The sequence below is a fragment of the Actinoplanes sp. NPDC051475 genome, from assembly GCF_040689425.1.
GTDB lineage: Bacteria > Actinomycetota > Actinomycetes > Mycobacteriales > Micromonosporaceae > Actinoplanes.
This window is the reverse complement of the sequence record NZ_JBFAZZ010000001.1, coordinates 395,893-415,140: the sequence shown is the minus strand read 5'-3', so window position 1 is coordinate 415,140 and position 19,248 is coordinate 395,893. Positions and strand designations below refer to the sequence as shown.

Genomic DNA, 19,248 nt, shown 5'->3' with positions numbered 1-19,248 from the left:
GTCCTAGCCGGCCTCGCGGACCTCACGGTGGTGTGCCGCCAAGGCCTCGCTCATGCCGGCGAGGAAGCGGTGCACCGTTTCGAGTTCCGCATCCCCGAACCCGGCCATCACCTCGTCCGTACGCCGGCCCAGCGGGCCGAAGAACGCCGTCGCGAGCGCCATCCCGGGCTCGCCGTAGCGCAGGTGCACCACCCGGCGGTCCGTGCTCTCCCGGCTGCGCCGCAGGTGCCCGGCTCGCTCGAGGCGGTCGATCGCGGCCGTGGTCGCGCCCGACGACAGCCCGATCTCCTCGCCCAGCCGTCCCGGCGTCAGCGGGTCGCCACGCCCCTCCGCATGCATCACCGCGATGAGCGCCTGCAGGTCGGTGGGGTGCAGCCCCTGCCGCTGCGCGAACGCATGCCCCACCTCCTGGGCCTCCACGCTGTACGACCGCAGCAGGCTGACGATCTCCTCACGGAGCCGATCCCGCTCCGAATTCCGCGCCCGGTACACGCCGCCAGTGTTGCAGATCGCGGGCCTGTCGCGGAGAATCTCGATGGTCGAGATACTTCACGGCGAAGGGATCCACGGTGCTGCGTACTCTCACCGGCCGGCTGACGGCCTGGCTCGTGCTGCTCGTCGCCGTCCTGGCCGCCGGGGCCGTGATCGGCGGCGCCGGGGAGGTCCGGACGTCCGACGATCCGACCGCCACACTGCCCGCGGGGGCCGAATCCACCCGGGTCGCCGCCCTGCAACGCGAGCTGCCGTCCGGGCAGAGCAACCCGGCGCTGATCGTCTACAGCCGTGGCGGCGGGGCGCTGACCGAGGCGGACACGCGGAAGATCACCGCGGACGCGGGCGCTCTGCGGGCGTCCTCCCCGCCGGTGTTCTCTCCGGGACGGGATGCGGCGCTGATCGCCGTACCGTTGCCGGCCGACCTGCCCGCCGCCGACCTCATCGCCAAGGTCGGCGCCCTGCGGCAGTCGGCCCGGGCGGGTCTGCCCACCGGACTGACCGCGCAGGTCACCGGCGGCGCCGGATTCGCCGCGGACATCGCCGACAGCTTCACCGGCGCCAACACCAACCTGCTGATCGTCACCGTGGTCGTGGTGGCCGTGCTGCTGCTCATCACGTACCGCAGCCCGGTGCTGTGGCTCGCACCGCTCGCCGTCGTCGGCCTGGCCGACCAGGTCAGCAGCGGGCTGATCGCGGTGCTGTCGCGGCACACCGGCCTGACGATCGGCGACTCCACGGTGGGCATCGTGACCGTGCTCGTCTTCGGCGCCGGCACCGACTACGCGCTGCTGCTCATCTCCCGATACCGCGAGGAACTGCACCAGCACGAGGACCGCCGGGAGGCGATGCGACAAGCTCTGCGCGGCGCCGGACCCGCCGTCGCGGCGAGCGCGGCGACGGTCGTGCTCAGCCTGATCACCCTGCTGCTGGCAAGCCTCGGCGACACGGTCGCGCTCGGCGTCACCGCCGCCCTCGGCATCGGCGTGGCCGCACTCTTCGCCCTGGTGGTCCTGCCCCCGGCGCTGGTGGTGTGCGGCCGGGGACTGTTCTGGCCCTTCGTCCCCCGCGTCGGCACGACCCTCTCGCACGGCCTCTGGTCGCGCGCCGGCGCCGCGGTCGCCCGCCGCCCCGGCCTGGTCACCGCCGTGTCCATCGTGGTCCTGGGCGCGCTGTCGGCAGGCATCCCCGGTACGAGCCTCGGCCTGTCCCAGACCGAGCAGTTCCGCGTCGAGGCGGAGTCGGTGGACGGCCTCGACACCCTCAGCCGCTCGTTCCCGGCCGGGACCGCCGGCCCGGTCGTCGTCCTGACACCCCCGGACCGCGCCCGGGAGGTGCTGGCGGCGGTCGCCTCGGCGCCCGGCGTGGCCCGGTCCCGCATCGCCGAGCAGACCCCGGCGGTGGTCCGGATCGACGCCGTGCTCAAGGCGGCGCCGGGCACGCCCGAGAGCTACACCGCCATCGGTACGCTGCGCAGCACCGTCCACGCCGTACCCGGAACCCTGGTGGGCGGAAGCGTGGCGACGGACCTGGACAACCGTGACGCGTCCCGGCACGACCTCACCGTCATCGTGCCCGCCATCCTGCTCGTGGTCCTGCTCGTCCTCGGACTCCTGCTCCGCGCGGTGGTCGCGGCGCTGCTGCTGATCACCACCGTCATCGCGAGCTTCGCGGCAGCGCTCGGGGCAGGCTCCCTGCTGTTCCGCACGGGTCTCGACAACCAGGTCCCGCTGTACGCATTCCTGTTCCTGGTCGCGCTCGGCGTCGACTACAACATCTTCCTGGTCACCCGCGCCCGGGAGGAGGCCGCCCACCGCGGCACCCGGGACGGCATGATGCACGCCCTCTCGGCGACCGGCGCGGTCATCACCAGTGCGGGAATCCTGCTCGCGGCGGTCTTCGCGGTGCTCGGCGTGCTGCCGATCATCACGCTGACCCAGATCGGCGTCATCGTCGGCCTCGGGGTGCTGCTCGACACGCTGCTCGTGCGTACCCTCCTGGTCCCGGCCCTGGCCACCCTCCTCGGTGACCGCTTCTGGTGGCCGACGAAATTCCGAAAAAATCCGGCCCGGCTTTGAACCCTCCGGCATCATCCGTTCGGATGATGCCCGCGGTTCTGGGACGACCCCATATTTCTTCTTTAATTCATCCCTAAGAATGCCTGAAAAATATGGCCGAGAATGGCTTTCCGATGCCTCGGAACTTACCGTCTGGGGGCCAGCTCAGAAGGGGGCCGGAAACGGCTGTCGGCAGACCTGCGAATGGTTGCTGACGATGAGCGCGAGACTACAGAAGAGGTATCACCCATGCGAAGGTCGTCTTACCGCCGGGCCGCTACCCGCCGGGGCCCCGACCGTCGTCTCATCGCCGCGGTGGCGGTCCTCGTCGCCTTCGGCGGTGTCATCGGCATCACCCAGATCTCGGACGCCGGCGAGAACAAGGTCGCGGCCTGCGCGCCCGCCGCCGGAACCGCGGCGCCCACGGGCTCGAAGGCGGCGACCGACCCCAAGGTCGGCACCTACACCGACAAGGACGGCGACGTCCAGCACAAGGGCGACGGCCAGCTCGCCAAGGGTGAGCGGGCCAACGCGCCCGAGCCGGCCGCCGAGTGCAAGGACGGCAACACCGTCAAGAAGACCGTCAACGGCCTCGAGATCACCACCGACACGTGCGAGGACAGCCGCCTCACCCCGCACGACGGCTTCCAGAACGGCAACCGCTGCGTCTCCACCGAGTTCGGCGAGGTGGGCGAGGCGGCGAAGAACCCGACCCTGCTGATCACCGAGTTCCCGCGGCAGGTCGAGGTCGGCGAGCCCTTCACGCTGAAGGTGAGCACCCGCAACCTCGTACGGGACCGCTTCCTCGCGGCCGGGCAGGGCGGCTACTACGTGGAGAGCTCGGTCCTCACCGACCAGGGCCTGGTCCGCGGCCACTTCCACACCGCGTGCCGGATGCTGCAGAGCACCGACGAGGCGGTCGACCCGGCCCCGGTGCCGGCGTTCTTCGTGGCCACCGAGGACAAGAAGGGCGGCGCCGAGCCGGACACCGTGACGATCCAGGTGCCGGGAATGCCGCAGGCGGGCGTCGCCCAGTGCGCGTCGTGGGCCGGTGACGGCTCGCACCGCGTGCCGATGATGCAGCGCGCCAACCAGACCCCGGCGATCGACGCGGTCCGCGTCCTCGTCGACGGCGGCGACAACGGTGGCGACCAGGGCGATGGCGACAACGGCGGCGGCCAGGACCAGCCCACGACTCCCCCGGCCGATAACGGGGGCGACAACGGTGGCGACAACGGCGATCAGGGCGACAACGGTGGTGACCAGGGCGACGGTGGCAACGGCGGCGCCACGACCCCGCCCAAGACCGAGACGGGCACCACCCCGCCGAAGGCTCCGACCGTGACCATCCCGCCGAAGAAGGACGACGAGCCCACCAAGGCCCCGAAGCCGGTGAAGACGACGACCGCTCCGGCGGATTCCGACTCGGACACGACCCCGGCGCGGAACGAGTCCGGCAAGACCACCGCTCCGAAGCCGAGCGAGTCCACGCAGGCGGCGACCGCGGCCGGCGACGATGACGAGGACACCGGCGCCCCGGACGAGCCGGAGGCGACGGACACCACCGAGGTCAGGGACGTCGAGGCGGCCGGCGACAACCGGCTGGCGCTGACCGGCGCCAACGTGACGACGGTCGGCCTGGGCGGAGCGGTGCTGATCCTCGCCGGCCTGCTCGCCCTCAGCGCGACGCGCAAGCGCCGGGCGGAGATGCGCGAGGACTGATCGGCAAGCACCGCACGGACGACACGGTCCGGGCCGCCACCGGCGACCCGGACCGTCTCCCTGTCCGAGCCACCGGCTGCACGTCCGGCCGTTTCCATGCAGGGACCACTGGCGGCATGTCGGGCCGTTTCGCTCCACGGGTGCGCCGGATGGTCGTCCGAAGAGGACATTGGGACCATGGATCCTGTCCGGGTGACCCGGTAGGTTGCGCCGCATGGAGGCATTCGACCAGCTCGCGGAGCTCTACCAGGGCGAGCACAGCCACAACCCGCATCAGGCCGCGCTCATCGAGCGGATCGACTCGCTCGTGCCCGCGACGGCCCCGATCCTCGACCTGGGCTGCGGCACCGGTGTCCCCACCGCCAAGATCTTCACCGAGTCCGGCCACCGGGTCGTCGGCGTGGACATCTCCGAGGGCATGCTGAAGCTGGCCCGCGACCAGGTCCCGGCCGCCGAGTTCGTCAAGACCGACGTCCGCGAGCTGCCCGCCGACTACGGCAACTTCGGCGCGGTGACCGCGTTCTTCTCCCTGCTCATGCTCAGCCGCGCGGACATCGAGCAGACCCTCGCGAAGATCGCCGGCTGGCTGCAGCCGGGCGGCTACTTCGGGCTCGGCATGGTCAACATGGACGCGGACAGCCTGCCCATCGAGTTCCTCGGCGTGCCGGTCACCGTCTCCGGTTATCCGCAGGACGAGCTGGCGGCGCGCGTCGCCGAGGCGGGTCTCGTCGTGGAGAGCGCTGAGACGGTCGACTTCACCCCCGCGGGCGGCCCGCAGGAGAGCCAGATCTTCATCCTCGCCCGCCGCCCCGACTGAGGCTCATGATGCCCCGGACGGCCGCCGCTCAGCCGGCACCCGCCGCTCAGCTGACCGCTGCGACGTCCGCCTGCCGCGCGAGCAGTGCGCTCACCGACGCCGGGTCGTCGGGGCGGCCGAACAGGTAGCCCTGACCCTGGTCGCACCCGATCCGGCGGAGCATCTCCCACTGCCCGTCCGTCTCGATGCCCTCGGCCACCGTCTGCAGCCGCAGCGCCTGCCCGAGTCCCACGACCGCGTCCACCAGCGCCACGTCGTCCGCGTCGGTGTCGACCTGCTCCACGAACGTACGGTCGATCTTGATGATGTCGACCGGCAGCTGCTTGAGGTAGTTGAGGGAGCTGTAGCCCGTACCGAAATCGTCGATGGCGAGACGCACGCCGAGCCGCCGCAGAGCGCCGAGTGTCTCGATGGCCGCGGCCACGTCCTCCATCAGCATCGACTCGGTGATCTCGAGGGTGAGCGAGCTCGCCGGGATGCCGGCATCGGCCAGGGCCGCGGCCACGTCGTCCACCAGGCCCTCGTACTGGAACTGCCGGGCCGACAGGTTGACGTTCACCCGGAGATCGGCCGCCGCGGGCGTCTCGCGGCGCCATTGCGCCAGCTGCGCGCAGGCCTCCCGCAGGACCCAGCGGCCGAGCGGCACGATCAGGCCGTTCGCCTCGGCGTTCGCGATGAACTCGTACGGTCCCAGCAGCCCCCGCTCCGGATGCTCCCACCGCACCAGGGCCTCCACCCCGGTGAGCCGCTGCGTGCGCATGTCGACGACGGGCTGGTAGAGCACGAGGAACTGGTTCTCGGCGAGCCCGCGTTCCATGTCGACGCGCTGCTGCGCCTCCTCCAGCACCGAGCGCGACATCGACGGGTCGAACACTGCGTACCCGTTGCGGCCGGCGCGCTTGGCCGCGTACATGGCGAGGTCGGCGTCGCGCAGGAGCTGCTCGGCGGGGCGGGTGCCGCCGGCGATGCCGATGCTCAGCGAGCAGCTCACCTCCCGGCTGCCCAGCCGGACCTGCCCCCGGCCGGCCCGCAGCAGCCGCTCGGCGAGCCCGACCGCGGACGGCTCGTCGATGTCCTCGAGGAGCACGGCGAACTCGTCGCCGCCGAGCCGGGCGAGGGTGTCGCCGGGCCGCATCTCGCAGCGCAGCCGGGTGGCGAGGGCGACCAGGAACTCGTCGCCGAGGCTGTGCCCGAGGTTGTCGTTGACCAGCTTGAAGTCGTCGAGGTCGATGAGCAGGACGGCCACGTCGGTGCCGCGGACCCGCGCCACCGCCTGCTCGAGCCGGTCCCGGAAGAGCGCCCGGTTGGGCAGCCCGGTGAGGGAGTCGGTGAACGCCTGCCGGGTCAGCTGCTCCTCGAGCGCGCGGCGCGTACCGATGTCACGCAGGCTGATGACCGCCGACCGCAGGTCCGGGTCGTCGATCCGATTGGTGCCGATGACGTCGAGATAGACCCACGACCCGTCGGCGGCCCGCATGCGCACCTCGGTGCGCGACGTGTGCCCGGCCGGCGCGGCGAAGAGCGCATGCAGCCAGGCCCGGGCGCCGGGCACCTCGTCCGGGTGGAGGAGGTCGCCGAGTTTCGGCCCGGTGAGCTCACCCGGCGCCAGGCCGAGGATCGACCGCACCGAGCTGCTGGCGAACCGAACCGTGTTGTGCACGTCGATGGCGAAGACCGCGTCCGACGACGCCTCCAGGAGCAGTTCGGTGCGGCGCTCGCTGGACCGCCGCCGGGCGTCGAGCCGCCGCCGGCTCTGCGCGTTGACCGCGCAGACGGCCGCGACGCTGGCCATGATCGCGGTGAAGACCACCATCGCGATGACATCGACTTCGGTACGCAGCGGCAACAGCACGAGGTACCCGCCGACCGACGCCACACCCAGCGCCACGACCACCACCGGCTTGTAGAGCGCCGCGGCGGTGACCAGCACCAGAGCGACGCACGGCAGGTAGGCCATCGGCCCCTCGTCGTCAGTCGCCCCGAACAACCAGATCGCCGGCAACTCGGCAACCCACCAGAGCACCAACCACTTACGGGTACGGGAGCTGCGCACGTACCGCGCCCACGGCAGACCCAGGGCTCCCGCCTGCACCACGGCGGCCAGGATCAGCGGCAGCACCCACCAGCGCGTATCCGGCGGCCAGGAAACCGCCACGCGGATGCTGCCCAGCAGCGTCACACCAGCGGCGATGAACGCGCCCATCCGGATCTGGCGCGCCCAGTACTCCGCGGTGTGGTCGTCGATCTCGACCGGTTGCACGCCCTGCACCATCGGCGGTTGCGGCTGGGTTGTGAGAGTTTCGGCACGCCATGGATGGCCGACGGCCCGGGGTTGCCCGGCTCAGTGGGCCGCGGCCAGCCCGACCCGCGAGCCAGCCCGGGAGGCGGCCCGGAATCGGGCTCGTCAGTCGTCGAAGTCGACGATCACCTTGGCCGACACCGGCACGGACTGGCACGTGAGCACGAACCCCGCCGCCACCTCGCCCGGCTCCAGGGCGAAGTTGCGCCGCATCCGCACGTCCCCCTCGATGACCCGAGCCCGGCAGGTGCCGCACACCCCGCCTTTGCAGGCGAACGGCAGGTCAGGCCGGGACCGCTGGACGCCTTCGAGGATGGTCTGGCCCTCCGGCACCGCCGCGGTCGTCGACCGTCCGTCGAGCATGACCGTCACGTCGCTGCTCGGGCCGGAGGGCTCCCGCTCGTCGCGCAGCGGCTCGGGCGGGGCCTCGTCGACCCAGAACAGCTCCCGGTGGATCCGCTCCGGCGCCACCCCGGCCTCGCTGAGCACCTCGGTGGCGTCGGTGACCATGCCGAACGGTCCGCACAGCCACCAGTGGTCCACGGCCATCACGTCGATCAGCAGCGGAAGCAGCGTGCGGAGCTTGTCGGCGTCGAGCCGCCCGGTCAGCAGCTCGACCTCGCGGGGCTCCCGCGAGAGCAGGTGCACGAGTTCGAGCCGCGACGGGTACGCGTCCTTCAGGTCGGCGAGTTCCTCGGCGAACATGACCGTGTCGGCGCGCCGGTTGCCGTACAGGATGGTGACCTGGGCTTCGGGCCGGAGCAGCAGGGAAGCGGCGATCGACAGCACCGGGGTGATCCCGGAGCCGGCGGCGATGAGCACATGCCGTCCGCCGGCCTCGAGGTCCGGGGTGAACGCTCCCGTGGGCGGCGCCACCTCCACCTCGTCGCCGGCGCGCACCTCGCGCACGAGCCAGGAGGAGACCGCCCCGCCCGGCACTTCCCGCACCCCGATCCGCGGCCGGCCCCCCGCGGGCGCGCAGATCGAATAGGTACGGCGCTCGTCCGCCCCTCCCCGTGCCCGCCGGACCGTCAGCGACTGCCCCGGCCGGAACGCGTACCGGTCGGCGAGGTCCCCTGGCACGTCGAAGGTGACGGCGACGGCGTCCTCGCAGAGCCGCTCCACGGCCGCGACCCGCAGCGGATGAAACTCCCGCACCACCACGGTCAGATCTCCTTCACGTGCTCGAACGGCTCCCGGCAGGCGGGGCACCGCCGCAGGGCACGGCAGGCGGTGGCGCTGAACGCGGCGATCTCCTCGGTGCCCGGGTGCCCGCATCGGGGACACGGCACGGACCGGCGGGACGCCCCAAGCGTCAGCGGCACCGGCCCACCAGCCCGGCGCGGCGCGGGCCCGGGCGCAGAGATGCCGGCGGCGGCAAGCTTCTCCCGCCCGGCAACGGTGATCCAGTCGGTGGTCCAGGCCGGGGTCAGCACGGTACGCACGTCGACCCGCGCGTATCCGGCCCCCCGCAGGGCGGCGGTGAGGTCGTCCCGGATCGCGTCCATGGCGGGACAGCCGGAGTAGGTCGGGGTGATGGTGACGACGACGCCGTCCTGGGTCTCCTCGACGTGGCGCAGGATCCCGAGGTCGGCGAGGGTGAGCATCGGCAGCTCGGGATCGGCGACCCGCCCGGCGACCTCGCGGGCGCTGGGCACCGCAACCGCCGCGGTGCAGCCGACCCCACCGGCGGCGACACCGGACACCGCGGTGGCGGACGCGCGGGTCACCACGCACCTCCGGGCAGCGATCGTGCGATTCCCTGGAGCTCGGCGAGGATCTCCGCCATGGCAGGCGTGTGCACCCCGTGCCGCCCCCCCGCCGCCGGACCCGCCGCCCCACCGGCCGCGGAACCCGCCGCCTGAGACACCGCCGGACTTACAGCCCCAGCCGCCGGATCCGCCGGGGCGCCGACGACCGGCGCGGGGGCATGTCCGGATGCGGGGCGCAGGGTCGCGGCCTCGATCACCTGCGCCCACACGGCGTCGAACTCCTCCCGCAGGCCCGACGGGTCCACTGCGACCCCGGCCTCGGCCAGCCGCAGTTCCGTCTCGTGCGCCACGAACAGCTCGTCGAGCAGCGGCACGATCGCGTCCATGGCCACCTGCATGCGCTCGTGGGACAGGTCGGTGCCGTCGCCGAGGCGGACGACCCACTGGGCCGCGTAGTCACGGTGGTAGGTCACCTCCTTGACACCCTTGGCCGCGATCGCCGCGAGCACCGGGTCCGCCGACGCGGTCAGCCGGTCGAGCAGCGCGAGGCGCCAGGTGGCGAAGGCGAGCAGGCGGGCGATCAGGTGCGCGAAGTCCGGGTCGGCACGCTCGGTCAGCCGTACGTTGCGGAAGTCGCCCTCGTCCCGCAGGTAGGCGAGCGCGTCCTCGTCGCGACCGGCGCTCTCCACCTCGGCGGCGCGGCTGAGCAGGAGCCGGGCCTGGCCGAGCAGGTCGAGGCCGATGTTGGCGATCGCCAGTTCGTCCTCGAGCTCGGGCGAACGCGTGACCCATTGCTGGAGCCGGTGGGACATGATCAGCGCGTCGTCGCCCAGCATGACGCAGTACGCGCCCAGCTCAGCCCGGTCCACGCCGGCGGGCACGGCCGTGTCCACCCCGGCGAGCGGATCGGCGAACCCGGTGCCGTACGCCCACCGCGCATCGTCGTCGTGATCGGTCAGCGCCTCGTAGGCGGCGTCGAAGGACATGGCGATCCCCTCAGATGTGCGGTACGGAGTCGGGGATCGCGTAGTACGTCGGGTGGCGGTACATCTTGTCGCCGCTCGGCGCGAAGAACGCCTCCTTGTCGTCGGGACTGGACGCCGCGACGTCGTCGGAGCGTACGACCCAGATGCTCACGCCCTCGTTGCGCCGCGTGTAGAGGTCGCGCGCGTGGTGCAGCGCCATCTCGTGGTCGGCGGCGCGCAGTGAACCGACGTGGACGTGATTGAGCCCTCGCTTGGCCCGTACGAACACCTCGAACAAAGGCCACTCGTGCTTGATCTCGCCGCTCATGCCGGCACTCCCGCTCTCTTCGCCGCGTGCGCCGCGGCCGCCTCGCGCACCCAGGCGCCGTCCTCGTCCGCCCTGCGCCGGTGGGCGATCCGCTGGGCGTTGCAGGGCCCGTCCCCGGAGATCACCCGCTTCAGCTCGTCCCAGTCCGGCGTGCCGTAGTCGTAGTGGCCCCGCTCGGTGTTCCAGGCCAGCTCCGGGTCGGGCAGCGTGACGCCGAGCGCCTCGGCCTGGGGGACGGACATGTCGACGAAGCGTTGCCGCAGCTCGTCGTTGCTGTGCCGCTTGATCTTCCAGGCCATCGACTGCGCCGAGTTGGGCGACTGGTCGTCGGGCGGCCCGAACATCATCAGCGAGGGCCACCACCAGCGGTTCACTGCGTCCTGCACCATCTCGCGCTGCGCCGGCGTACCACCCATCATGGTCATCAGCAGCTCGTAGCCCTGCCGCTGGTGGAAGGACTCCTCCTTGCAGATGCGGATCATGGCCCGGCCGTACGGCCCGAAGGAGCTGCGGCACAGCGGCACCTGGTTGCAGATGGCGGCGCCGTCGACGAGCCACCCGATGACGCCGACGTCGGCGAACGACAGCGTCGGGTAGTTGAAGATCGACGAGTACTTCTGCCGGCCCTCGATGAGCCGGCGGGTGAGGTCGCCCCGGTCGGCGCCGAGCGTCTCGGCGGCCGAATAGAGGTAGAGCCCGTGTCCGGCCTCGTCCTGCACCTTGGCCAGCAGGATCGCCTTGCGGCGCAGGGAGGGCGCCCGGGTGATCCACTCGCCCTCGGGCTGCATGCCGATGATCTCGGAGTGCGCGTGCTGGGCGATCTGGCGGATCATCGTCTTGCGGTAGCCGTCCGGCATCCAGTCGCGCGGCTCGACCCGCTGGTCCTTCGCGATGGTGTCCGCGAAGACCTGTTCGCCGTCGGTCATGACGCCTCCCAGCTGTAGAAGCCCTGCCCGGCCTTGCGGCCCAGCTCACCGCGCGCGACCTTCTCCCGCAGCAGCCGCGGCGGCGCGAACCGCTCGCCGAGCTCGCGGTGCAGGTGCTCGGCGATGGCGAGCCGCACGTCGAGGCCGACCAGGTCGGTGGAGCGCAGCGGTCCCATCGGGTGGCGGTAGCCGAGCTCCATCGCGCGGTCGATCGACGCCGCGTCGGCCACGCCCTCCTCGAGCATCCGGATCGCCTCGAGGCCGAGCAGCACACCCAGGCGGCTGGTGGCGAACCCCGGCGAGTCCCGCACGACCACGGCGGTCTTGCCCAGCTCGGCCGCCCACGAGGCCGCGGCGTCGCGTACGGCGTCCGCGGTCTGCGGGCCGACGACGATCTCGACCAGGCTGCTGGCAGGCACCGGGTTGAAGAAGTGCATGCCGACGAACCGCTCCGGGTGGCGCAACCCCTCGGCGATCCCGGCGATGGACAGCGAGCTGGTGTTGGTGGCCAGCACGGTCCCCTCGCCGACGGCACTCTCCGCGGCGGCCAGCACCTGAACCTTGAGCGCCGCATCCTCGGGAACGGCCTCGACGACGAGCCCGGCGTCGCCCGGCAGTTCGCCGGACAGCTCGACGCGCTCGAGGACCACCACGGCGTCCTCGGCGAGCTTGCCGCGCTCGGCGGCGCGCTGCAGCCCCGTCGCGACCCGCTCCCGCGCGGCTGCCGCGGCACCCGGGTCGCGTTCCACGACCGTCACGACGGCGCCGGCCGCGGCGAAGACCTGGGCGATGCCGGCACCCATCCGCCCGCCGCCGATGACGCCGACCCGCTTCGGTACGCCGCTCATCGCCGCTCTCCCGCCAGGAACGCGTCCATGCGCGAACGCTTGTCGTCGGACTCGAACAGGATCGCCTGCGCCAGGTCGTCGGTGACCGGGTGGCCGCCCGGCGCGTCGGCGACGAGCTTGGTCAGGCGCAGGGCCAGCGGGCCGGAACGGGCCATCCGGTCGAGCAGCGCGTGGGCCCGCTTGAGCAGCTCGCCGGCGGGCACGACCTCGGCGACCAGGCCGAGCCGGCAGGCGTCGTCGGCATCGAGCCGGCGGCCGGCGAGCAGCACCTGCTTGGCCACGGAGGCGCCGACGAGGTCCCGCAGACGCCAGCAGGCTCCCGCCGCTGCGAGGATGCCGAGCCCGGGCTCCGGGTTGCCGAACACCGCGGTGGGCGAGGCGATCCGCAGGTCGCACGCGTACGCGAGCTCGGCGCCGCCGCCCAGCGCGTACCCGTCGACGGCCGCGAGCGTGGGCAGCGGCAGCCGCGCGATGCGGTCGAAAAGCCGGCTGTTGATGCCTTGCAGCGCCTGTTCGCGGCCGCGCTCCCGCAGCTCCGCGATGTCCGCCCCGGCAGCGAAGGTGCCGTCGTCGCCGGTGAGCAGCAGCAGCCGCGGCCGGTCCTCGAGCATCCCGCACACGTCGTGCAGCTCCCGCACCATGGCCGCGTTGATTGCGTTGCGCGACCCGGGGCGCCGCAGTGTCACGACGACCCGGTCGTCGAGCTCCTCGACCTGAAGGGTCTCTGCCATCAGACGCGCTCCACCAGCATGGACACGCCCTGCCCGACGCCGACGCAGAGGGTGGCGAGGCCCCGCCGGGCGTCCTCACGCTCCATGCGGCCGAGCAGCGTGACCGCCAGGCGCGCCCCGGAGCAACCGAGCGGGTGACCCAGCGCGATCGCGCCGCCGTCGGCGTTGACGCGGTCCTCGTCGAGCTTGAGCCGGCGGATGACCGCGAGCGACTGCGCGGCGAAGGCCTCGTTGAGCTCGACGGCGTCCAGGTCGCCGACGCCCCACCCGGCCCGGGCCAGCGCCTTCTCTGTGGCGGGCACCGGCCCGATGCCCATGATGTGCGGGGACACCCCCGCGCTCGCCGACACGACGATGCGGGCACGCGGCGTCAGGCCGTACCGTTCGACGGCCTCGCCGCTGGCCACGACGATCGCCGCCGCGCCGTCCGACAGCGGTGACGACGATCCGGCGGTGACCAGGCCGTCCTTGCGGAAGACCGGCCTGAGAGCGCCGAGGCGCTCGAGGGTGCTGCCGCGGCGCGGGCCCTCGTCCCGGGTGACCTCGCCGTCCTTGACGGGGACCGGGACGATCTCGGCCTCGAAGCGGCCCGCGTCGATCGCCGCGACCGCCCGCTCGTGGCTGCGCAGGGCGAACGCGTCGCTGTCCTCGCGGGTGATGCCGTCGAGGGCGGCGACCTCCTCCGCGGTCTCCCCCATGGTCAGCGTCTGCTGCGCGTCGAACCTCGGGTTGGTGAAGCGCCAGCCGAGCGAGCTGTCGAAGATCTCGCCGGGCCGCGCCCACGGCGTGCCGGGCTTGGCCATGACCCACGGCGCCCGGGTCATCGATTCAACCCCGCCGGCGACGACGACGTCGGCCTCGCCGCTGCGGATGGCGCGGGAGGCGGAGACGATCGCGGTCAGGCCGCTGGCGCAGAGCCGGTTGACCGTGTAGCCGGGCACCGTCTCGGGCAGGCCTGCCAGCAGCGCGGCCATCCGGGCGACGTTGCGGTTGTCCTCGCCGGCCTGGTTGGCGGCGCCGAGGATCACCTCGTCGATCGCCTCGGCGGCGACGCCCGCGCGGCGGACGGCCTCACCGACCACGAGCGCGGCGAGGTCGTCCGGGCGCACGCCGGACAGCGCGCCCCCGTACTTGCCCTGAGGGGTGCGGACGCCGCCGACCAGGAACGCGTCAGGCATTGCTCTCCTCGGCGACGTGACGGCGCGACTGCAGGGTGAAGAAGCGGCCGGTCACGAACGCGGCGTCGCTGAGCGCCGCGGTGGCGGCGGGGTTGGCCGGGGTGCCGTGCAGATCGCTGAAGGCCGCGGTCTGGTTGACGAAGACACCGCCGGTGAGGTTCTGCGACAGGTGCACCCCCGCGTCCAGCGCAGCCTCGCGCGCGGCGGCGAGAACGTCGTCGGAGGTCGAGTAGACCGAGGCGGTGAGGGCACCGTGGTGGCTGACCGTCTCGGTGAACAGGCGCAGGCTGTGCTCGGTGGACTCGGTCGTGATGACGAAGGAGATCGGCCCGAACCACTCCCTCGTGTACGCCTTCTCGTCGGCCGCGTCCAGGCGGGCGATCAGCGGCGTGCGGATCGTCGCACCGGGGAACTGCTCGTCGGCGACCTCGGTCGAGCCGTGGACGACGCTCGGCAGTGATCCGGCCTCGGTGAGACGGGCGAGGACACCGTCGTTGACGATCGCGCCGAGCGTGCCGGCGGCGCGCTTCGAATCGCCGAGCAGCTTGTCGAGCGCGGCGCCGAGATCGGCGGCGAACTCCTCGGGGCTGCGGTGCCCCGCGTCGGTCTCGATGCCGCCTGCGGGAACGAGCAGGTTCTGCGGGGTGGTGCACATCTGGCCGCTGTAGAGCGACAGCGAGAAGGCCAGGTTGCGCAGCATCGCCTTGTAGTCGTCGGTGGAGTCGACGACGACCGTGTTGAGCCCCGCCTTCTCGGTGTAGACGACGGCCTGCCGGGCGTTGGCCTCGAGCCAGTTGCCGAACTCGCTGGAGCCGGTGAAGTCGACGATGCGCACGTCGGGGTGGGTGGCCAGGGTCGCGGCGATGCCGTCGCCGGGCTCCTCCACGGCGAGCGTGACCACGTTCGGGTCCAGCCCCGCCTCGGCGAGCACCTCGCGGGCGATCTGCACGGTGATCGCGAGCGGCAGGACGGCGCCCGGGTGCGGCTTGACGATGACCGGATTGCCGGTGACGAGGCTGGCGAACAGCCCTGGGTAGCCGTTCCAGGTGGGGAAGGTGTTGCAACCGATGACGAGGGCGACACCACGGCCGACGACCGTGCTGGTCTTCTCGAGTCGCAGGGCGTCGCCGCGCTGGGGCTTGGTCCAGGTGGCGGTGGCGGGAATCCGCGTCGACTCGGCGAGGGAGACCGCGACGGCCTCGAGCCCGCGGTCCTGCGCGTGGGCGCCGCCGGCCTGGAAAGCCATGACGAACGCCTGGCCCGAGGTGTGCTGCACCGCGTGCGCCATCTCGAAGATCCGCGCGTTGATGCGCTTGAGGATCTCGGCGGCGACGCCCGCACGCCCCTGCGGTCCCACGGCCCGCCAGCCTGGGAGGGCCGCGCGGGCGGCGGCGACCAGGTCGGCCGGCTCACCCTTGGGATAACGGATGCCCAGGTCGATACCGTACGGCGAGCGCTCCGTAGCGACGGAGGTGGTGGCGCCGGGCACCTCCACCGGGAAGTCCTTGCCCAGCAGCGCCTGGAACGCCTGCTCCCCGGCACCGGCGGCGTCCTCGCCGTAGACGGACTTGCTCGGCGACTCGGGATAGGCCGACCAGTGGTCACGCGCACCGGCGGCCTCGATCGCCTTGTCGAGCAGCTCACGGTGCGTCTCGTAGAACTCGGCGGGGGTTGTCACCGGCGCTCCTTTGCGATTGGGTGTGCATAATATTTACCGTCCATTCGGTCGGTAATCAAGGGGCGGGCCAAGATCGGAGTTTGATGGCACAGACGGCGGCGCACGAGATGTTCGCGCGGGACAAGGCCTCCCAGCAGCTCGGGATGCAGCTTGTATCCGCAGGTGACGGTGCTGCGGTCGTACGGATGAAGGTCACGGAGTCAATGGTGAACGGTCATGGCATGACCCACGGGGGTTTTGTCTTCGCACTCGCCGACACGGCCTTCGCGTGTGCCTGCAACAGCCACGGACCGGTCACCGTCGCGGCCGGCGCTGACGTGACCTTCCTGCGGCCGACCGCAGCCGGCGACCAGCTGGAGGCGCACGCGCGGGAACGGTCCATCAGCGGCCGCAGCGGGATCTACGACGTCACGGTGACGCGCGCCGGTGACGTGGTCGCCGAATTCCGCGGCCGCAGCCGCATGATCAGCCCGGGACGGCCGGCATGAGCAGCATGGAGGAGACCTTCGGCCTGCTGATCGAGCAGGCCGCCCGGACCCGCCGCGGCCGCCCCGGCCATGACCTGGAGGCGGTCCTGACCGCCGCCGTCCAGCTGTTCAACGAGCGCGGGTACGACGCCACCAGCATGGACGACCTGGCCAGACGCCTCAAGATCACGAAGTCGAGCGTCTACCACCACGTCCGCAGCAAGCAGGAGCTGTTGCGACTGGCGGTCAACCATGCCCTCGACGGGCTCGACGACGCCATGGCGCAGGTGCAGGGCATGACCGAGGCCACCGCCCTCGAGCGCCTCGAGAAGCTGATCGAGCTGAGCGTGGTGGTGCTGGCCCAGCGCCTGCCGTACGTGACGCTGCTGCTGCGCGTACGCGGCAACACCGACGTCGAGACCGAGGCCCTGTTCCGCCGCCGGGTCTTCGACCAGCAGGTCACCGCGCTGGTCAGGCAGGCCCAGGCAGAGGGGGCGATCCGCGCCGACGTGGATCCGCCCACCGCCGCCCGCCTGGTCTTCGGCATGGTCAACTCCCTCATCGAGTGGTACAGCCCGGAGCGCGGCGGCGCCGACGAGCTGGCCGTCACCGTCAGCGCGCTCGCCTTCCACGGCCTGCGCACGAGGCAGTGAGGTTCCGTTAGGAGAAGTAGGCGATGCAGGACCGCTCCCCCAGACCCGAGGACCTCGAACCCGTCGAGCGCGCCTCCATCGACGAGCTCCGCGCGTTGCAGCTCCAGCGGCTGCAATGGTCGGTGCGGCACGCCTACGAGAACGTGCCGCAGTACCGGAGGATGTTCGACGAGCGCCAGGTCCACCCCGACGACCTGCGCGAGCTCGCCGACCTGGCGAAGTTCCCGTTCACCGACAAGGCGGTCCTGCGGGCCAACTATCCGTTCGACATGTTCGCGGTGCCCCGGGACCGGATCTCCCGCCTGCACGCGTCGTCCGGGACGACGGGCCGGCCGACGGTCGTCGGCTACACCCGGGACGACCTCAGGACCTGGGCACGGTTGATGGCACGCTCCATCCGCGCCTCCGGCGGGCGACCTGGCGATCGCGTGCACGTCGCCTACGGGTACGGCCTGTTCACCGGTGGCCTCGGCGCGCACTACGGCGCCGAGGAGCTCGGCTGCACCGTGATCCCCGTGTCGGGCGGCATGACCGAACGCCAGGTGATGCTGATCAACGACTTCAAACCGGACGTCATCATGGTGACGCCCAGCTACATGCTGGCCATCGTGGACGAGATGCGCCGGCAGGGCGTCGATCCGCGCGGCACGTCGCTCGCGGTGGGCATCTTCGGCGCGGAACCGTGGACCCAGGATCTGCGTACTGAGATCGAACAGCAGCTCGACATCCATGCCCTGGACATCTACGGACTGTCCGAGGTGATGGGTCCGGGCGTGGCGACCGAGTGCGTGGAGACGAAGGACGGTCTGCACGTGTGGGAGGACCACTTCTATCCGGAGATCATCGACCCGGCGACCGGTGAGGTGCTGCCGGACGGCGAGGCCGGGGAGCTGGTCTTCACCTCGCTGACCAAGGAGGCGATGCCCGTCGTCCGGTATCGCACCCGCGACCTGACCCGCCTGCTGCCCGGCACGGCCCGCCCGATGCGCCGGATCGAGAAGATCACCGGCCGCACCGACGACATGATCATCCTGCGCGGCGTCAACCTCTTCCCGACCCAGATCGAAGAGCTCATCGTGCGTACGCCCCAGCTCGCACCCCACTTTCAATGTGTGCTGAGCCGCGCCGGCCGCCTCGACACGCTGACGGTCAAGGTGGAGCGCCGCCACGGGGTCGAGCCGGCGGCGGCGGAGACGGCGGGACGCGAACTCGCCACGCTGGTGAAGAACACCATCGGGGTCAGCGTGGCCATCGACGTGATCGATCCCGACGGCGTGGAACGGTCCGTGGGCAAGATGCGCCGGGTCGTGGACGAGCGCCCGAAGGATTGACCGGTCAGGGCGGCGGCCCCGTGCTGCCCCTGATCACCAGATGGGGCGTGAGGACCATTTCCATCCGTTCCCTCCTGTCCTCGTCGAGGCGCTGGACCGCGGCACTCACCGCGAACTTCGCCTGCGCGGGTGCGTCCTGGTTGATCGTCGTCAGGTCGATGTGGGCGAGGCGGGCCATGGTGCTGTCGTCGTACCCGACGATCGAAAGGTTGTGGGGTGTCTCCAGGCCGGCGCGGACGAACGCATCCATGAGACCGACGGCCAGGCGGTCGTTGCTCGCCACGACCGCCGTCGGGCGGCCGGGGGCGGCCGCGAGCAGCCGCCCGGCACGGATGCCGCCCTCCTCCGTGTGGTCGCCCGGGATGATCCTGATCTCGTCCTGCAGCCCGGCCCGGCGCATGGCGTCGCGGTAGCCGCGGCGGCGGGCGGCCGCCACCGCTCCGCGGCCGCCGTCGAGGAACGCGATGCGCTGATGCCCGAGGCCGATCAGATGGGTCAGCGCCTCCGCGACGCCGAGGTGGTCCGCCGAGCGCACCACGTCGACGCCGGGGTCCGCCACCCGCCGGCCGATGGTGACGACCGGAATCTGGCCGGCCAGCACACCCAGCCGCTCGTCGGTGCAGTCCGGGCCCAGCAGCAGGACCGCCTCGCACCGGAAGTCGAGCAGCGTCTCCACCGCCCGCTCCTCGCCGCGATGGCGCGTCAGTGTCGACAACACGACCTCGTAGCCCACCCGATCGGCCTCGGCCTGGATCTCCTCGACCAGCTCGGCGTGGAACGGGTTGCGGATGTCGAGCATCACACCGAGCAGATGCCGTCGGCGCCGGGCCAGCATGCTCGCCGTGCGATCGGCGCGATATCCCAGCTCAGCGGCCGCTTCGAGAACCCTGCGCCGGGTCTCCGCGCTCGGCCCGGAAGCCCCGCGCAGCACCAGCGACACCGACGCCGTGGAGACGCCGACCCGCGCGGCGACGTCCTCCAGCCTTGGCCGTTGATCCACGGAAGCACCCCTTGACAGACATCGAGATCGACTCGGATAGTACT

Annotated in this window: 18 protein-coding genes; 6 read left to right on the top strand and 12 right to left on the bottom strand. The window is 71.9% G+C overall.

Features of this window, described 5'->3' with window-relative positions; all coding sequences use genetic code 11:
- Positions 1-3: 3 nt before the first annotated feature.
- A complete protein-coding gene (locus tag AB0368_RS01850) occupies positions 4-492 on the bottom strand; it encodes a MarR family transcriptional regulator (RefSeq protein WP_366151850.1) in 489 nt (162 codons plus the stop codon).
- Between the two features lie 77 nt (positions 493-569).
- Here AB0368_RS01850 and AB0368_RS01845 point away from each other — a divergent pair, with 77 nt between their 5' ends.
- From AB0368_RS01845 to AB0368_RS01835, 3 genes are all read left to right on the top strand, one after another.
- Positions 570-2,570 carry an MMPL family transporter gene (locus AB0368_RS01845; RefSeq protein ID WP_366151849.1) on the top strand — a complete coding sequence of 667 codons (2,001 nt, stop codon included), beginning with the start codon at positions 570-572 and terminating at the stop codon, positions 2,568-2,570.
- 228 nt (positions 2,571-2,798) lie between these two features.
- On the top strand, positions 2,799-4,271 hold the full coding sequence (locus AB0368_RS01840; protein WP_366151848.1) for a hypothetical protein: 1,473 nt from the start codon (positions 2,799-2,801) through the stop codon (positions 4,269-4,271).
- A 214-nt stretch (positions 4,272-4,485) separates the two neighbouring features.
- Positions 4,486-5,088, top strand: a complete 603-nt coding sequence (locus AB0368_RS01835; protein WP_366151847.1) for a methyltransferase domain-containing protein — start codon at positions 4,486-4,488, stop codon at positions 5,086-5,088.
- A 46-nt stretch (positions 5,089-5,134) separates the two neighbouring features.
- Here the strand turns inward: AB0368_RS01835 and AB0368_RS01830 are convergent, their stop codons facing one another.
- From AB0368_RS01830 to paaN, 10 genes are all read right to left on the bottom strand, one after another.
- Entirely contained in the window at positions 5,135-7,348 is a 2,214-nt protein-coding gene (locus AB0368_RS01830) for an EAL domain-containing protein (RefSeq protein ID WP_366151846.1), read from the bottom strand.
- Positions 7,349-7,492: 144 nt separating this feature from the next.
- A complete protein-coding gene (paaE, locus tag AB0368_RS01825) occupies positions 7,493-8,551 on the bottom strand; it encodes a 1,2-phenylacetyl-CoA epoxidase subunit PaaE (protein ID WP_366151845.1) in 1,059 nt (352 codons plus the stop codon).
- A 2-nt stretch (positions 8,552-8,553) separates the two neighbouring features.
- On the bottom strand, positions 8,554-9,045 hold the full coding sequence (gene paaD, locus AB0368_RS01820) for a 1,2-phenylacetyl-CoA epoxidase subunit PaaD (protein WP_366152375.1): 492 nt from the start codon (positions 9,043-9,045) through the stop codon (positions 8,554-8,556).
- A gap of 68 nt (positions 9,046-9,113) precedes the next feature.
- Positions 9,114-10,085 carry a 1,2-phenylacetyl-CoA epoxidase subunit PaaC gene (gene paaC, locus AB0368_RS01815; RefSeq protein WP_366151844.1) on the bottom strand — a complete coding sequence of 324 codons (972 nt, stop codon included), beginning with the start codon at positions 10,083-10,085 and terminating at the stop codon, positions 9,114-9,116.
- Positions 10,086-10,095: 10 nt separating this feature from the next.
- Positions 10,096-10,392, bottom strand: coding sequence for a 1,2-phenylacetyl-CoA epoxidase subunit PaaB (gene paaB, locus AB0368_RS01810; protein WP_366151843.1), 297 nt, complete (start codon positions 10,390-10,392; stop codon positions 10,096-10,098).
- The gene (paaA, locus tag AB0368_RS01805; protein ID WP_366151842.1) at positions 10,389-11,318 is read right to left on the bottom strand and encodes a 1,2-phenylacetyl-CoA epoxidase subunit PaaA; all 930 of its coding nucleotides are present in this window, start codon (positions 11,316-11,318) and stop codon (positions 10,389-10,391) included. Before paaA ends, paaB begins: the two co-directional genes overlap by 4 nt.
- A complete protein-coding gene (locus AB0368_RS01800; RefSeq protein ID WP_366151841.1) occupies positions 11,315-12,166 on the bottom strand; it encodes a 3-hydroxyacyl-CoA dehydrogenase family protein in 852 nt (283 codons plus the stop codon). The genes paaA and AB0368_RS01800 overlap by 4 nt, the downstream gene beginning before the upstream one ends.
- Positions 12,163-12,897, bottom strand: coding sequence for an enoyl-CoA hydratase/isomerase family protein (locus AB0368_RS01795; protein ID WP_366151840.1), 735 nt, complete (start codon positions 12,895-12,897; stop codon positions 12,163-12,165). Before AB0368_RS01795 ends, AB0368_RS01800 begins: the two co-directional genes overlap by 4 nt.
- The gene (locus tag AB0368_RS01790) at positions 12,897-14,075 is read right to left on the bottom strand and encodes a thiolase family protein (RefSeq protein ID WP_366151839.1); all 1,179 of its coding nucleotides are present in this window, start codon (positions 14,073-14,075) and stop codon (positions 12,897-12,899) included. The genes AB0368_RS01795 and AB0368_RS01790 overlap by 1 nt, the downstream gene beginning before the upstream one ends.
- Positions 14,068-15,753: a phenylacetic acid degradation protein PaaN gene (gene paaN / locus AB0368_RS01785; protein WP_366151838.1), complete on the bottom strand. Its 1,686-nt coding sequence runs from the start codon at positions 15,751-15,753 to the stop codon at positions 14,068-14,070. The genes AB0368_RS01790 and paaN overlap by 8 nt, the downstream gene beginning before the upstream one ends.
- Before the next feature lie 83 nt (positions 15,754-15,836).
- On the opposite strand from paaN, the gene paaI reads away from it, so the two are divergent.
- From paaI to paaK, 3 genes are read left to right on the top strand one after another with little or no spacing between them, the layout of a single operon-like run.
- Positions 15,837-16,241, top strand: coding sequence for a hydroxyphenylacetyl-CoA thioesterase PaaI (gene paaI, locus AB0368_RS01780; RefSeq protein ID WP_366151837.1), 405 nt, complete (start codon positions 15,837-15,839; stop codon positions 16,239-16,241).
- The gene (locus AB0368_RS01775; RefSeq protein WP_366151836.1) at positions 16,238-16,873 is read left to right on the top strand and encodes a TetR/AcrR family transcriptional regulator; all 636 of its coding nucleotides are present in this window, start codon (positions 16,238-16,240) and stop codon (positions 16,871-16,873) included. The genes paaI and AB0368_RS01775 overlap by 4 nt, the downstream gene beginning before the upstream one ends.
- Before the next feature lie 23 nt (positions 16,874-16,896).
- On the top strand, positions 16,897-18,204 hold the full coding sequence (gene paaK / locus AB0368_RS01770; RefSeq protein WP_366151835.1) for a phenylacetate--CoA ligase PaaK: 1,308 nt from the start codon (positions 16,897-16,899) through the stop codon (positions 18,202-18,204).
- A 4-nt stretch (positions 18,205-18,208) separates the two neighbouring features.
- Here the strand turns inward: paaK and AB0368_RS01765 are convergent, their stop codons facing one another.
- On the bottom strand, positions 18,209-19,204 hold the full coding sequence (locus tag AB0368_RS01765) for a LacI family DNA-binding transcriptional regulator (RefSeq protein ID WP_366151834.1): 996 nt from the start codon (positions 19,202-19,204) through the stop codon (positions 18,209-18,211).
- Positions 19,205-19,248: the final 44 nt, after the last annotated feature.

What these genes read in the sequence shown, in the direction of transcription:
- paaK (WP_366151835.1), top strand. Translation starts at nt 16,897, where the DNA reads ATGCAGGACCGCTCCCCCAGACCCGAGGACCTCGAACCCGTCGAGCGC.
- AB0368_RS01840 (WP_366151848.1), top strand. Translation starts at nt 2,799, where the DNA reads ATGCGAAGGTCGTCTTACCGCCGGGCCGCTACCCGCCGGGGCCCCGAC.
- paaA (WP_366151842.1), bottom strand. Translation starts at nt 11,318, where the DNA reads ATGACCGACGGCGAACAGGTCTTCGCGGACACCATCGCGAAGGACCAG.
- AB0368_RS01775 (WP_366151836.1), top strand. Translation starts at nt 16,238, where the DNA reads ATGAGCAGCATGGAGGAGACCTTCGGCCTGCTGATCGAGCAGGCCGCC.
- AB0368_RS01835 (WP_366151847.1), top strand. Translation starts at nt 4,486, where the DNA reads ATGGAGGCATTCGACCAGCTCGCGGAGCTCTACCAGGGCGAGCACAGC.
- AB0368_RS01795 (WP_366151840.1), bottom strand. Translation starts at nt 12,897, where the DNA reads ATGGCAGAGACCCTTCAGGTCGAGGAGCTCGACGACCGGGTCGTCGTG.
- paaC (WP_366151844.1), bottom strand. Translation starts at nt 10,085, where the DNA reads ATGTCCTTCGACGCCGCCTACGAGGCGCTGACCGATCACGACGACGAT.
- paaB (WP_366151843.1), bottom strand. Translation starts at nt 10,392, where the DNA reads ATGAGCGGCGAGATCAAGCACGAGTGGCCTTTGTTCGAGGTGTTCGTA.
- AB0368_RS01790 (WP_366151839.1), bottom strand. Translation starts at nt 14,075, where the DNA reads ATGCCTGACGCGTTCCTGGTCGGCGGCGTCCGCACCCCTCAGGGCAAG.
- AB0368_RS01800 (WP_366151841.1), bottom strand. Translation starts at nt 12,166, where the DNA reads ATGAGCGGCGTACCGAAGCGGGTCGGCGTCATCGGCGGCGGGCGGATG.
- paaI (WP_366151837.1), top strand. Translation starts at nt 15,837, where the DNA reads ATGGCACAGACGGCGGCGCACGAGATGTTCGCGCGGGACAAGGCCTCC.